Source organism: Exiguobacterium sp. s168, assembly GCF_018619035.1.
In the GTDB taxonomy this organism is placed as follows: Bacteria; Bacillota; Bacilli; order Exiguobacteriales; family Exiguobacteriaceae; genus Exiguobacterium_A; species Exiguobacterium_A acetylicum.
Genome location: NZ_JACSNE010000010.1, coordinates 69,201 through 84,104, shown reverse-complemented (window position 1 = coordinate 84,104; position 14,904 = coordinate 69,201). Strand labels below are relative to the sequence as shown.

The following is a 14,904-nucleotide window of genomic DNA, read 5'->3' as shown; positions in this document are numbered from 1 at the left end:
GTCATTTTATCGGGTGACCACTCAATCATCATAAAAGAGGGCTTTTTTTAATTCAAGGCCTCAGAAATCTTCCTAACAGGAATGCTCCTTAAGGGTATCCCTTAGACTCTGTTTTTATTCTATCACGCAAGAGGTCAGACTTCTATCTTTTTACGCGACTTTTCGGAGCTGTTTTTTCCGAATCCAGACACCATTGAGCGTAAAGACGATCGCTGCTGTCCAAATACATGTAAACGCCACCATGTGCGTTTTAGTAAACGGCTCGTGATAGAGCAATACACCGAGTCCAAGTGACAAGGTCGGTGCGACGAATTGAAGGAATCCGACCCACGTGAACGGAATTCGTTGTGCCCCGAATCCAAATAACAAAAGTGGAACGGCGGTGACGATCCCGGTCAAGATGAGTCCGGTCATCGTACCGACGGATTCGGTCATCGAAGACGACCCTTGTACTTGCCAATACCCGAGGAAGATCAAAGCCAGCGGAAGCGGCGCCATCGTTTCTAGCGTCAAACTGACCGTTGATTCCAGCGGTCGCCGCTTTTTGACGACGCCGTAAAAGCCGAAGCTTAAGGCAAGAGCGATCGAGATCCATGGAAACTCACCGTAACCAATCGTCAAAATCAAAACGCCGATTGTCGCAAGGACAATCGAGATCCATTCAATCCGTGAGAGCTTTTCTTGAAAGAAAAAGACACCGAAGACGATACTGACGAGTGGATTGATGTAATAGCCAAGCGATGCCTCAACGATGAATTGATGATTGACGGCCCAAATATAGATGAACCAATTTAGACTGATGATCAGTCCGTTCAAGAAAAAGAGTCGACGTGTGAACGGATCGCGTAACGCCGTCTTCCATTTCCCAAGAGCTTTTTGAAACGACAATAAGATGAGCAGAAATAAGAACGACCAGATAATCCGGTGTGCCAGTATCTCTTCACTCGGTACATTGGCGAGCATCTTCCAGTAGAGCGGTAAGAGTCCCCAAATGATATACGCGACAAGTGTCGCGAAGAATCCAGGTAGATTCATGTATTCCCTTCTTTCGTTATGACACTTTCTTCATTCGCATCTTTCCTGCCGATAAACCGCTGATCGTAAATAAAGCAACGGCAATCCAAATGAACAGGAAGGCGATGAAGTGAATCGTCGTAAAGACGTCATTAAATAGATAAATTCCAAGTAGTAGCGTCAACGTCGGAGCAATGTATTGGAGAATCCCGACGTAGACGAACGGGATTTTCGGCATCCCGTATCCGAATAACATCAATTGGACTGCTGTTGCGATCCCGAGCATGATGATCGCAACCAGCGCACTCATTGGCATCGCAAGCGGTTGACTATCTGTCACACCAAGCGTCAAGAGAGCGAACGGGAGCGTGACCAGTGTCTCTAGAAATAATCCGGATAATGGTTCCGCTGCCGCCTTTTTCTTCAGTACACCGTAAAAAGCAAACGAGACGGCAAGTGAGAAGGCGATGATCGGAAATTGACCATAACCGAGCGTTAGAATCATCACACCGATGATCGCTGATAAGATGGCGATGATTTGCGGACGCGTCAGACGTTCCTTAAAAAAGATCAAACCGAACAAGACGCTGACGAGCGGATTGATGTAATACCCGAGTGACGACTCAACGATATAGCCTTCCCCGATGGCGTACAGATAGAGCGACCAATTTCCACCTAGTACAAGCCCTGCTGCAAGCACGGTATAGCGCTGGCGTTTGTTTTGCCACAGTTGACGAACGAATCGGAATTTCTTCGTCAGTCGCAGTAATAACGTCACGAAGATGAACGCACTCAATATCCGAATTGAAACGACCGTCCATGCTGGAATACCAGTTGCAAATACTTTGTAGATCGGTAATAGTCCACCAATTACGTAGGCGACGAATGTCGCACTCATACCCCGTTTATCCACGGTCATCCCCCTTATGTATGAAGAAAGCCGCCAATGGCGACTTTCATTGAACCTTATTGCCCGTCAAGCGTCGTAAACAATTCGCGTAATTCCGCTTCCGTCAAATCACGCCAAGAACCGATCGGTAAATCACCGAGCTCGATGTTCATAATTCGGACGCGTTGCAGGCGTTTGACCCGATAGCCGAACTCTTTACACATACGGCGAATCTGACGATTTAACCCTTGTGTCAAAATGATCCGGAACGTCCGTGTCTCGAGCGGCTCAACGATACATTCTTTCGTCGTCGTACCGAGAATGTCGACTCCACTCGCCATGCCTTGAATGAACGTATCCGTAATCGGTGCGTCGACGGTCACGATATATTCCTTGTCGTGATTGTTTTCCGCTCGTAAGATCCGGTTGACAACATCACCGTCATTCGTCAACAGAATCAAACCGTCTGAATCCTTATCGAGACGACCAATCGGGAAAATCCGCTTCGGATGGTTGACGAAATCGATGATGTTTCCTTCGATATCAAGCTCCGTCGTACATGTGATGCCGACTGGTTTATTTAAGACGATGTAGACAGGTTTTGGTTTCGTTTGGAGTGGTTGACCGTCGATTTCGACGACGTCCGTCTCTTCAGCTTGCGAGCCGAGTTCTGCCGTCAGACCGTTGATTGTCACACGACCTGCGTCGACTAATTTATCGGCAGCACGCCTTGAGCAAAAGCCCGTTTCACTAATGAATTTGTTGATTCGCATGAATGATATCCTCTTTCCTTAATTGAACTGTATTCAGTGTAGCGCATTCCTGAAATGAAAACAAAATAACATGCGATGCTTCTCTAAGTAAGAAAAGCAATGCATGTCGTCCTTAGTCTTCAATGCAATGATTGATTCATTGTTTTTTCTTATCTATGTTTAAAAACGTCAAACAAGTAATACTTATTATTAGCACGACCAAAATGATTGAACTATGCGCAACTGCATCTTGATTAAATAAAACGATGAACATCAATACTGTTAAGGTGACTGATAGAACTGATAATCCGTTTGTTTTCATTTTGGAAAATTTCTTTGTATGTGAAGTAATATGCCACTGTTACAAGGCTTTATTTCTGGTAATCATCTACTTATAAAAACCATAACATAAAATCATTTTCTAAAATGAATCGATTACAAGTTGTTTTAAAAATCTAAAGCACCTTATATAGTAACGTAAGAAAACAGCCCCTATTTCGAGGCTGTTTTCTTATATGCGTATATCAAGATCGCTTTTACGAATCATTAGACCGCAGCATCTTTTAATGTCTGCATGATGCGGACGAATTGACCGTCATTCATCGGATAGCCCGCTTTCGTGATTTTGACACGAACGAGTTGTCCGATCATTGACTCATCGCCTTCGATTGCGACACGCAGATAGTTATCCGTGTAACCGACGAGACGACCGCCTGCTTCCTCCGAGAATTCTTCCGGAATGATCTCAAGCAGTTCTCCTTCGTATTTCGAAGCATATTCCTTCGCGAGTTGATCCGATAAAGCGATCAAACGCGCGACGCGTTCTTCTTTGATCGATTCCTCGACTTGATCCTCCATCATCGCAGCTGGTGTTCCCGTCCGTTTCGAGTACGGGAAGACATGCAACTCACTGAACTTATGGTCATTGATGAAGTTGAACGTTTCCATGAACTCTTCTTCCGTCTCACCTGGGAAACCAACGATGACATCCGATGTGATCGCACAGTCAGGAAGGACTTCCTTCAGACGCGTGATCCGTTCTCCGAATTCTGCCATCGTATACTTCCGGCGCATCCGGCGAAGGACCGTATCCGATGCCGACTGGATCGGAACGTGCAAGTGACGAACGACGATCGGCGAATCCTTCAGGACATCAAGTACCTCGTCCGTGATTTGACTCGCTTCAATCGACGAAATGCGTAAGCGTTCAAGTCCATTGACAGATTCGAGTGCTTTAAGTAATTTTGCTAAGTTGTAGTCTTTCAAGTCTTCTCCGTATCCACCTGTATGGATTCCCGTCAAGACGATTTCTTTGTAACCCGCATCAACGAGCTGTTGTGCTTGCTTCAAGACATCTTCTGGTTGACGAGACCGCATGAGACCACGCGCCCATGGGATGATACAGAACGTACAGAAGTTGTTACAACCTTCCTGAATTTTCAGCGAAGCCCGTGTCCGGTCCGTAAAGGCCGGTACATCTAATTCTTCATAGACTTTTGCTTTCATGATGTTTCCGACCGCATTGATTGGCATGCGCTCTTCTCGGAATTGTTCGATGTATCCAATCATTTTATGCCGATCTTGCGTTCCGACGACGACATCGACGCCAGGAATCGCCATGATCTCAGCAGGAGACGTTTGGGCATAACAGCCCGTTACGCAGATGACACTATCCGGATTTTGGCGAATCGCCCGTCGGATGACTTGGCGACTTTTCTTATCTCCGGTATTCGTGACCGTACATGTATTGACGACATACACGTCCGCATGATCAGCAAAATCAACGCGTGCGTAGCCAGCGTCCTTAAACAGTTGCCAGACAGCTTCTGTTTCGTAATGGTTGACTTTACAGCCAAGCGTTTGAAAGGCAACAGTTGCCATTTCGTTCACCCTTTCAATTCAAAATGATACGAGACGGCGGAAAGGACATAAAATGGCGCCGTTTCCGTCCGTAAGATGCGGCGCCCTAGAGCGGCTTTTTTAAAACCAGCCTCCGTCAAACGTGCGATTTCTGCTTCAGCGAACCCACCTTCAGGTCCGATGACGACAAGAAGGGAATCGCCCTCTTGCAGCCCAGCAAGCGTCGTAGCGAGGACGGAGGCCTCCCCTTGTTTCGCTGATTCTTCATAGGCAACCAGACAAGCCGTGTAGTTCGATGCATCCTGTAAGACTTCATCATACGCCACGAAGTCGACTGTCGGCAAGTGGGCACGGTACGATTGTTCCGCTGCTTCCTTGACGATTTTTTCGAGTCGTTCAATCTTTTTCGGAACCTTCTTTTGATCCCATTTCGAGACGGAACGGTCGGCTTCGAAAATCCGTAGATGATGGATCCCGAGTTCCGTTGCTTTTTGGGCAACGAGTTCGATTTTATCGCCTTTTGGCAATCCATGGGCGATCGTCACACGAATCGGTAACTCCGTCTCGATCGGTAGCGTCTCTTCGATCCGGGCAGAAGCCACTTGTTTATCGAGTGCTTCCAGGCGGCACCGGTAAAGACCTGTCCCGTCGAGTACAAGAATCTCTCCGCCGACTTCCATCCGCATGACGTTTTTCATATGGTGTGCGTCGTCTTTCGGGAGATGAAACACATCTCCCTGACGCATCGAGGGCTCGACGAAATACCGTTGCATGCGTTTACGCCTCCCGTTTCGCGATGATCGCGACCCAGTCCTCAAGCTTCGTCGTCTCGACGATTGTGAAACCTGCTTCTTGCATCGCTTGTACGACCATATCCTTCTTCTGACTGATGATACCGGAAGCGATGAAATGACCGCCTGGTAACGTCAATGTATAAGCATCCTTGACGAAGAGAAGGATGACTTCCGCTAAGATGTTCGCGACGATCAACTCGACCGGCTCACTCAATTCCTTCATCAAGTCGCCTTGACGGACCGTGATCTGCTCACTGACTTCGTTCAAAGCGACGTTTTCCGTCGCTGATTTGACAGCGACTTCGTCTAAATCGAGTGCAAAGACATCCTTTGCCCCAAGCTTCGCAGCTGCAATCGCTAGGACACCGGATCCCGTTCCGACATCGACGACACGGTCTTGCTCTTGCAAGTAGTTCTCAATCGCTTGAATACAGAGGACCGTCGTCGGGTGTGTTCCCGTTCCGAATGCCATACCTGGATCGAGCTCGATGATTTTTTCATCCGGTTGTGGTGTATAATCTTCCCACATTGGGACGACGGTCAGATGGCGACTAATTTTGACCGGCTTATAGAATTGTTTCCATGAATGAGCCCAATCTTCTTCATCTACTTGAGTCAGCGTGACAGCACCCGTGCCAATCGACAAACCGAAGTTCGTCAACTGCTGGATATCATGTTCGATGCCTTTGATCGTGTCCGTCAAATCGCTGCTTTCTGCAAGATACGCCTTCACGAGTACACCTTGTGTCGGATACTCGTCTCGTTTCGTCTCATCCCAAATTTCACCGAAGTTATCTTCGCGGTGGGACATCATCTCGAAATCTTCGACGTCCTCGATGACGACTCCGCTTGCTCCCGCTTCATGTAAGATGTTTGAAACTGCTTCGATGGCTTCTTGTGTCGTATGGACACAGATCTCTGACCATTTCATTTCTTGTCACGCTCCTCTGTAGTGATCACCCTGTAAAGAATGTCTTGATCCGGCTGAAGACACCTTCGTGTTGCTCTTCGACACCTTTTTCATCGCTAATTTCATTGAATTCCCGTAAGAGTTCTTTTTGACGTTCCGTCAGATTCTTCGGTGTAATGACGACGACATTGACGTACTGGTCGCCATGGTGACCGGACCGAACGTTCGGCATCCCTTTTCCGCGGAGACGGAATCGTGATCCTGTCTGTGTTCCGGCTGGAATCTTCAGACTGACCTTACCGTGAACAGTTGGCACTTCGATCTCATCGCCAAGTGTTGCTTGCGCGAATGTCAGTGGCATATCCATGACGATATGATCGTCGACACGTTCGAACAATTCATGTGCTGCGACACGAACGACGACATACAAGTCACCCGCTGGTCCACCGTTGACACCGGCTTCCCCTTTTCCTGCTAAGCGGATTTGTTGCCCATTGTCGATCCCTGCTGGAATTTTGACACGGACATCTTTGTTTTTACGAACGCGACCGGCTCCACGACATGTTTCACATGGCTCCTTGACGATTTGTCCACGGCCATGACATGTCGAACATGTCGTTTGGTTGACGACACGACCGAACATCGTGTTTTGTTCGACGTTGATATGCCCCGAACCACCGCATCGTTTACATGTTTCCGGATGTGTTCCTGGTTTAGCACCTGAACCATGACAAGTACCGCAATCTTCTTCGACTGGAATCGTGATCGTCTTCTCGACGCCTGTGACCGATTCCATGAAGTCGATTTCCTCGACGTATTGTAAATCCTGTCCTTTACGTGGTGCGTTTGGATCTTGACGACGTCCGCCACCGAAGAACATGTCAAAGATATCGCCGAATCCTTCTGCTCCACTGAATCCACCGCCACCTTGTGATGGATCTTGGTGACCGAATTGATCGTAACGTGCTCGTTTATTGTCATCGGATAACACTTCATACGCTTCCGATAGTTCCTTAAATTTTGCATCCGCATCGGCTTCCTTATTGACGTCTGGGTGGTACGTCCGGGCAAGCTTACGGTACGCGCGTTTGATTTCCGCTGATGAGGCATCGCGCGCGACGCCTAGTACTTCATAATAATCGCGTTTTTCCACGTGCAGTCTTCCTCTCTCTATTCCGATTCATTTCATACTGTTTGATTTTACCGAACTTCGTGCGACATGGAAAGAGCCAAAGCGCGGATACGCTTTGGCTCTCTCTAGCGCCCGAAAAATCGGTCGGATGAATTACTTGTTGTCTTTCTCGTCGACTTCTTCGAACTCAGCGTCCATGACGTTATCGTCTTGGCTACCAGCTTGTGCGCCTTCAGCGCCAGCTTGTTGCTGTGCCATGTTCTCGTAGACTTTTTGTGTCAACTCTTGAACAACTGTCGACAATTCGTCTTTTGCAGAACGGATTGCTTCGATGTCTGTTCCTTCGAGAGCTTTTGTTACTTTTTCTTTTGCAGCTTCTGCTTTTTCTTTATCAGCGTCAGCGACTTGCTCACCGAGGTCTTTGATTGCTTTATCTGTCGCGAAGACGAGTTGGTCTGCTTCGTTGCGTAATTCGACTTCTTCTTTACGCTTGTTGTCAGCATCCGCGTTTGCTTCTGCATCTTTGACCATTTGCTCGATGTCCGCTTCAGTCAAACCGCTTGATGATTGGATCGTGATCGACTGTTCTTTGTTCGTTCCGAGATCTTTCGCAGAAACGTTAACGATACCGTTCGCATCGATGTCGAATTTAACTTCGATTTGTGGCACGCCACGTGGTGCTGGTGGAATGTCCGTCAATTGGAAGCGACCAAGTGTTTTGTTATCTGCTGCCATCGGACGTTCCCCTTGGAGGACGTGGATGTCAACAGCTGGTTGGCTGTCTGCTGCAGTTGAGAAGACTTGTGATTTTGAAGTCGGGATCGTTGTGTTACGATCGATCAATTTCGTCATCACGCCACCCATTGTCTCGATACCGAGTGAGAGTGGAGTTACGTCGAGAAGAACGACGTCTTTGACGTCTCCTGTCAATACGCCACCTTGAACCGCTGCACCGAGGGCAACGACTTCATCCGGGTTAACCCCTTTGAACGATTCTTTACCAGTGAAGTCTTGGATTGCTTTTTGAACTGCAGGAATACGAGTCGAACCACCAACGAGGATGATTTTGTCGATTTTGTCTGGTGTCAGACCTGCATCGTTCATAGCACGGCGTGTTGGTTCCATCGTACGTTCAACGAGATCTGCTGTGAGATCGTCGAATTTCGCGCGTGAAAGCGTCATTTCCAAGTGAAGTGGACCTGATGCGCCAGCTGTGATGAACGGAAGGCTGATTTGTGTTGAAGAAACACCTGAAAGGTCTTTTTTCGCTTTTTCAGCTGCATCTTTTAAACGTTGAAGCGCCATCTTATCTTGAGCAAGATCGATGCCGTTTTCTTTTTTGAATTCTGCTACGAGATGATCGATGATTTTTTGGTCGAAATCATCTCCACCGAGACGGCTATCACCAGCAGTTGAAACAACTTCAAAGACACCGTCACCGAGTTCAAGGATCGACACGTCGAACGTACCGCCACCAAGGTCATAGATGAGGATCGTGTGGTCTTCGCCTTTTTCGAGACCGTATGCGAGTGCTGCCGCTGTAGGCTCGTTGATGATCCGTTTTACGTCAAGACCAGCAATCGTACCAGCGTCTTTTGTCGCTTGGCGTTCTGCATCGTTGAAGTAAGCTGGTACTGTGATGACAGCTTCTGTGACTTTTTCACCGAGGTAGTCTTCTGCTTGTGCTTTTAATTTTTGAAGAATGATTGCAGAGACTTCTTGTGGTGTGTAGTCTTTGCCTTCGACTTCTACTTTATAGTCCGTACCCATATGACGCTTGATCGACATGATCGTGTTCGGGTTCGTGATCGCTTGACGTTTTGCGACTTCCCCTACTTGGCGCTCACCGTTTTTGAATGCGACGACAGATGGTGTCGTACGGTTTCCTTCTGCGTTAGCGATGACGACCGGTTCGCCACCTTCCATTACTGCGACACATGAGTTCGTTGTACCTAAGTCAATACCAATGATTTTTGCCATGATCTATTTCCTCGCTTTCAATGATTGGAATAATAAAGTGCAAGCTGATTACTCAGCTACTTTGACCATACTCGGACGAATCACACGATCGTGCAATTTGTACCCTTTTTGGAATTCAGCGATGACGATACCTGATTCGTGTTCTTCGCTCGCTTCTTGAACGACTGCTTGGTGTAAGTTCGGATCGAACGCTTCACCGACAGCTGGAATCTCGACGACGCCTTCATTTTGAAGCGTTTCAACGAGTTGACGTTTTACCATCTCGACACCCGTCAAGACGGATTTCGTCTCATCGTTTTCTGTCTCGATTTGGAGCGCACGGTCCAAGTTATCGACGAGCGGCAATAGCTTTTCGACGATCGCTTGTGAAGAATACTTCGCGCGGTTCTCCGCTTCGACACGGTTGCGACGTTTGAAGTTCTCAAAGTCCGCACGGAGGCGTAACTCTGAAGCTTTTGCTTCTGCGAGTTGTGCTTCGAAGTCTGGTTTCTCGTCTTCGACGAGATCCGCTTGGATGACTTCTTCTTCTGTGACTTCGACGGTTTCAGTCGGCTCTGTCACGTTTTCTTCTTGTTGGAGGTTTTGATTCTGTTCTTTTTCTTCCACTCTGAATCGAGCCCCTTTCTATATTCAATCCAAATTGTTCTTATGCAATTCGGTTTGGAATGCTTGAAGTAGATGGATGATCGAGTTGATTCCCCGGTTGTAATCCATCCGTTTCGGTCCGATCAAGGCGAGTGTCCCGATCGAGACACCGTCGACCGAATAATGGGCCCGGATGACGCTACAATCTTTTAATGCATCCACATTGTTCTCACTCCCGATCGTGATCAAGATTTGATTATCGAGATTCGGTCGGAGGAAATCGAGAACGGCTTCTTGCTGTTCGATCAACTCGAGAACAGGTCGTAGTTTGGCAACGTCCTGAAATTCGGGCTGATCGAACATGTTGGCTTTCCCGCCCAGATAGATGAACGGGCGCTCCTCTTGATCCGTCAAGACGAGATCAAGTGCCTTCGAGAGCAATACCGTCTGTTCAGAATGCTCTGAACGGAAGCGACGGATTTCCTCAAGCAGGCGACTGCGTAAGGCTGAGAGCGGCGTACCGCGTAACGTCTGATTCAGACGTTCCATCAGGCGGCTCGCTGCTTCTTGGGACAACGCTTGATTCAATTGCAATGTCTTGTGTTCGACATGCCCCGTCTCCGTGACGAGAACGATGACGACACGGCCCTCGGCAAGTGGAATCAATTCTAAATGATGCAGGCGTTGTCCGTCTTCTTTTGGTCCAAGTACAAGCGTCGTGTAATGGGTTAAATCGCTCAACAGGTCTGCTGTGTGCCGAATCAACCGATCATTCTCATTCACGGAATGGGCAAAGAGTGATTTCAATGCCTGTGCTTCTTTTGGTGTGATGCTTTCCGGACGAATCAGATGGTCGACATAAAAACGATATCCGAGTTCGGAAGGAATCCGTCCTGCGGAAGTGTGTGGCTTTTCAATCAGACCCATCTCTTCGAGGTCCGCCATCTCGTTACGAATGGTCGCGGAACTGAACGTCACGTCGTCTCGCTTGGAGAGCGTCCGTGAGCCGACGGGTTGAGCAGTCTTGATGTAATCATCGACGATTGCACGTAAAATCAACAATTGACGATCCGTCAGCACCTTCTTCACCACCTTATTTTGTTAGCACTCACTTTTAACGAGTGCTAATTACATCTTTTACTATAAGGAATTGTCCGTCCGATGTCAACCGAATTGCGTGACCCTTTGAACAGTTTCCCATTCTGCGATACAGTGAAACAAAGAACGGAAAGGATGAATCGGATGATTGAATTATTGGCAATGGCAGGAGTCTTTGTCTGGCTGTTCATCGCGGTCATCGGAACGACTGCCTATTTTTTAAGGAAATCAAATAAATGAAAAGAAGCGGTATTCCTCTTTTAAGGAAACACCGCTTCTTTTCATTTATTTAAAACTCATTGAACCTGCGCTTCACCGATGAACTCTGCGAAGACTTCGTTCGCTAGCGGAACCCCGGCTGGCGTCAAACGGATATGTGTCTCCGTTTGTTCGACGAGACCGTTTGGTAACAACCGTTTCATGACGTCACCAAACACATCTTCAAACGCTACTCCATATTTCGTCCGGAATCGTTCGAGTGATACGCCATCCTTCATTCGAAGTCCAAGGAACATCTCTTCTTCCATCCGCTCGACGTTCGTCAGTGGTGTCTCTTTGCGAACCGGTAACCCTTCCGCCTTGATATAGTGCGGAATCGGTGCGATATTCGCACGACGTGTCTGATTGATGTAGCTGTGTGAGCCTGCACCGAATCCGTAGTACTCATCGTTTTCCCAATAGACACGATTATGCCGGCTCTCTTTTCCAGCTTCCGCGAAGTTCGAGATCTCATACTGCGCATATCCGCCTGCTTCAATCGTGTCGATCATCACTTGATACATCTCCGCCTCGAGATCTTGCGTCGGAAGTGGTAATTTTCCTTTTCGCTCCTGAATCGCAAAGACCGTGTGCGGTTCCAAAATCAATGAATAGGATGAGATATGCGTGATCGGCAATTGAAGTGCCCGCGTGACGTCGTAGCGGACCTGATCGAGCGTTTGGTTCGGTAATCCGAACATCAAGTCGACCGAGATATTGTCAAACCGTTTCGCGGCTGCATCGAGCGTCTGCGCGACCTTCGCTTCGCGGTGCGTCCGACCGATCCGTTCGAGCAATCCGTCGTCAAACGACTGGACACCAAAGCTGACGCGGTTGACACCACCCGCCTTCATGATATCGAGTTTTTCTTCCGATACACCGTCCGGGTTCGACTCGACCGTGTACTCTAAATCGTCACCTGTCAGTGGCAACAAATGCTTCTGGATGATTTCCATCAGCCGTTGCATCTGTGGTTCGTTCAAAGCAGTCGGTGTGCCGCCACCAATGAAAATCGTCTCGAGATGATCCGTCGGATATTGTTTCAGCGTCAGTTCGATTTCGCGTTCGAGTGCGTCGAGGTATTCATCGACGGGCTGATTCTTTAAAAAGACTTTATTGAAATCACAGTAATAACAAATATGTTCACAAAAAGGGATGTGGACATATGCGGCGCGTATTCCCATTTCGCCTCATCCTTTCTCTATAAAAACCAAAAAGGGGACGCAAGCGCCCCCCACCTGTTTAATCTTCGTCCATGGATAGAACGGACATGAAGGCTTCTTGCGGTACCTCTACTGAGCCTACCATCTTCATGCGTTTCTTACCTTCTTTTTGCTTCTCGAGCAGCTTCCGTTTCCGAGAGATATCTCCCCCGTAACATTTCGCGAGAACGTTCTTCCGTAATGCCTTGATCGTCGAACGAGCAACGATCTTCGTTCCGACAGCGGCCTGGATCGGCACTTCGAACTGCATCCGTGGAATCAATTCTTTCAACTTATCAACGATGACTTTTCCGCGTTCGTACGCAAAGTCACGGTGAACGATGAAGCTGAGCGCATCGACGTTCTCGTTGTTGAGCAGGATGTCCATCTTGACGAGACGCGACTGTTGGTAGCCGATCAATTCATAATCAAGTGACGCATACCCTTTCGTACTCGATTTCAACTGATCGAAGAAGTCGTAGACGATCTCAGATAACGGTAACTCATACGTGATTTTGACACGTGTCGTATCGATATATTGCATGTCAACGAATGTCCCACGCTTCTTCTGGCACAACTCCATGATCGCACCGACGTAGTCATTTGGTGTCATGACAGCAGCCTTAACGAACGGCTCTTCGATGAATTCGACTTTTTGCTGATCCGGCATCTTCGATGGGTTATCGACGTGCAAGACTTCACCCGCTGTCGTCGTCACGTGATAGATAACCGATGGTGCCGTCGTGATCATATCGATGTTGAATTCACGTTCGATCCGCTCCTGGATGATTTCCATGTGGAGCATCCCGAGGAATCCACAACGGAATCCGAATCCGAGTGCTTGTGATGTCTCTGGTTCGAACTCAAGCGCCGCGTCACTGAGTTGTAGTTTTTCAAGCGCTTCTCGTAAATCGTTGTATTTCGCAGCATCGATTGGATAGAGTCCACAGTATACCATTGGATTCATCTTACGGTATCCTGGCAGTGCTTCAGTAGCTGGCTGTTTCGCAAGCGTAATCGTATCCCCGACACGTACGTCGCCGACCGTTTTGATCGAAGCAGACAACGTCCCAACATCACCGACCGTCAATTCTTGCTGACGTAATGGTTTTGGTGTCGCAACGGCAAGTTCCAGAACCTCAAAGTCCTTACCTGTCGACATCATCCGAATCTTATCGCCGACTTTAACTGTTCCGTTGACGATTCGAATCGATGCTACGACACCACGGTAAGCGTCATAATAGGAGTCAAAGATCAATGCTTCGAGTGGTGCAGATGGATCACCCGTCGGCGCTGGTACTTTCTCGACGATTTGTTCGAGAATTTCTTCAATACCGATCCCTGCCTTCGCAGAAGTCGGAACGGCTTCAGATGCATCAAGTCCGATGACATCTTCGATTTCTTGACGGACGCGTTCGACGTCCGCAGAAGGTAAATCGATTTTGTTGATGATCGGAAGGATTTCGAGATCGTTGTCGAGTGCTAAGTAAACGTTCGCAAGCGTCTGCGCTTCGATTCCTTGCGCCGCATCGACGACGAGGACAGCTCCTTCACAAGCTGCAAGTGAACGCGAGACTTCATATGTGAAGTCGACGTGTCCCGGTGTATCAATGAGATGAAGAATATAGTCTTCTCCATCTTTTGCTGTATACTTCAATTGAACAGCATTCAGTTTAATCGTGATTCCACGCTCACGTTCGAGATCCATGGCATCAAGTGTCTGGTCTTTCATTTCGCGCGATGTCAGCGCGCCAGTTTTTTCTAAAATCCGGTCAGCGAGTGTCGACTTCCCGTGATCGATATGGGCAATGATCGAGAAATTACGAATACTCTTCTGCCGCTTTAAACGGTCTTCATTCGTCATGTTTAGAGTCACCTTACCTTATTTTCAAACGTACATACGGTTCATTATACCAAAAAGCGCTTCACTGTACTATCTCGTTTTGTTTTACCCGAAAAACAAAATGTGAAGATTCCCTAGACGTCGTATTGCTTTTAAGAAAAACGTTTGCTACAATTGTGTTTGTTCTGTTGAACGATAACTGCAGATATGCGAATATAAATCTCGAATGAGTTTTATTGGAGGTGAATCATCCATGGCTAACATTAAATCAGCAATCAAACGCGTTAAAACAGCTGAAAAACGCCGCGTCGCTAACGTACAACGTAAATCGGCAATGCGTTCAGCGATTAAAGCAGTCGAAACTTTCGCAGCTGAAGGTAACAAAGACCAAGCGGTCCTTGCTTTCGCTACAGCTTCTAAAAAAATCGACAAAGCTGCTGCTAAAGGTCTCATCCACAGCAACAAAGCTGGTCGTGACAAATCACGTCTCGCTAAACTCGTAAACGCACTTTAATTCTTTCCGAAGAATACGGTGATGGGTCGCCACTAGGAGGTATCTCCAGTGGCGATTTTTTATATGATCTAAA

General features: G+C 47.7%; 13 protein-coding genes. 1 reads left to right on the top strand and 12 read right to left on the bottom strand.

Annotation, left to right across the window (positions count from 1 at the left end; translation table 11 throughout):
• Positions 1-150: 150 nt before the first annotated feature.
• The 12 genes from rarD (KNQ15_RS08250) to lepA all read right to left on the bottom strand — a co-directional run bounded on the left by rarD (KNQ15_RS08250) (position 151) and on the right by lepA (position 14,338).
• Positions 151-1,035: an EamA family transporter RarD gene (rarD, locus tag KNQ15_RS08250; protein ID WP_029341007.1), complete on the bottom strand. Its 885-nt coding sequence runs from the start codon at positions 1,033-1,035 to the stop codon at positions 151-153.
• A 16-nt stretch (positions 1,036-1,051) separates the two neighbouring features.
• Complete coding sequence (rarD, locus tag KNQ15_RS08245; protein ID WP_231925698.1) at positions 1,052-1,933, bottom strand: EamA family transporter RarD; 882 nt, start codon at positions 1,931-1,933, stop codon at positions 1,052-1,054.
• A 47-nt stretch (positions 1,934-1,980) separates the two neighbouring features.
• Positions 1,981-2,676 carry a 23S rRNA pseudouridine(2604) synthase RluF gene (rluF, locus tag KNQ15_RS08240; RefSeq protein WP_029341005.1) on the bottom strand — a complete coding sequence of 232 codons (696 nt, stop codon included), beginning with the start codon at positions 2,674-2,676 and terminating at the stop codon, positions 1,981-1,983.
• Between the two features lie 525 nt (positions 2,677-3,201).
• Positions 3,202-4,536, bottom strand: a complete 1,335-nt coding sequence (gene mtaB, locus KNQ15_RS08235) for a tRNA (N(6)-L-threonylcarbamoyladenosine(37)-C(2))-methylthiotransferase MtaB (RefSeq protein ID WP_214728758.1) — start codon at positions 4,534-4,536, stop codon at positions 3,202-3,204.
• Between the two features lie 5 nt (positions 4,537-4,541).
• Entirely contained in the window at positions 4,542-5,288 is a 747-nt protein-coding gene (locus tag KNQ15_RS08230; protein ID WP_029341003.1) for a 16S rRNA (uracil(1498)-N(3))-methyltransferase, read from the bottom strand.
• 4 nt (positions 5,289-5,292) lie between these two features.
• Positions 5,293-6,240 carry a 50S ribosomal protein L11 methyltransferase gene (gene prmA, locus KNQ15_RS08225; protein ID WP_029341002.1) on the bottom strand — a complete coding sequence of 316 codons (948 nt, stop codon included), beginning with the start codon at positions 6,238-6,240 and terminating at the stop codon, positions 5,293-5,295.
• Positions 6,241-6,265: 25 nt separating this feature from the next.
• Positions 6,266-7,372, bottom strand: a complete 1,107-nt coding sequence (gene dnaJ / locus KNQ15_RS08220) for a molecular chaperone DnaJ (protein WP_023467442.1) — start codon at positions 7,370-7,372, stop codon at positions 6,266-6,268.
• Positions 7,373-7,504: 132 nt separating this feature from the next.
• Complete coding sequence (gene dnaK / locus KNQ15_RS08215) at positions 7,505-9,331, bottom strand: molecular chaperone DnaK (RefSeq protein WP_029341001.1); 1,827 nt, start codon at positions 9,329-9,331, stop codon at positions 7,505-7,507.
• A gap of 48 nt (positions 9,332-9,379) precedes the next feature.
• The gene (grpE, locus tag KNQ15_RS08210) at positions 9,380-9,937 is read right to left on the bottom strand and encodes a nucleotide exchange factor GrpE (protein ID WP_029341000.1); all 558 of its coding nucleotides are present in this window, start codon (positions 9,935-9,937) and stop codon (positions 9,380-9,382) included.
• A 24-nt stretch (positions 9,938-9,961) separates the two neighbouring features.
• The gene (gene hrcA / locus KNQ15_RS08205) at positions 9,962-10,996 is read right to left on the bottom strand and encodes a heat-inducible transcriptional repressor HrcA (RefSeq protein WP_029340999.1); all 1,035 of its coding nucleotides are present in this window, start codon (positions 10,994-10,996) and stop codon (positions 9,962-9,964) included.
• A 314-nt stretch (positions 10,997-11,310) separates the two neighbouring features.
• Positions 11,311-12,456: a radical SAM family heme chaperone HemW gene (gene hemW / locus KNQ15_RS08200; protein ID WP_214728756.1), complete on the bottom strand. Its 1,146-nt coding sequence runs from the start codon at positions 12,454-12,456 to the stop codon at positions 11,311-11,313.
• A gap of 58 nt (positions 12,457-12,514) precedes the next feature.
• Positions 12,515-14,338 carry a translation elongation factor 4 gene (gene lepA, locus KNQ15_RS08195; RefSeq protein ID WP_023467435.1) on the bottom strand — a complete coding sequence of 608 codons (1,824 nt, stop codon included), beginning with the start codon at positions 14,336-14,338 and terminating at the stop codon, positions 12,515-12,517.
• A gap of 232 nt (positions 14,339-14,570) precedes the next feature.
• Here lepA and rpsT point away from each other — a divergent pair, with 232 nt between their 5' ends.
• Entirely contained in the window at positions 14,571-14,831 is a 261-nt protein-coding gene (rpsT, locus tag KNQ15_RS08190; protein ID WP_023467434.1) for a 30S ribosomal protein S20, read from the top strand.
• Positions 14,832-14,904: the final 73 nt, after the last annotated feature.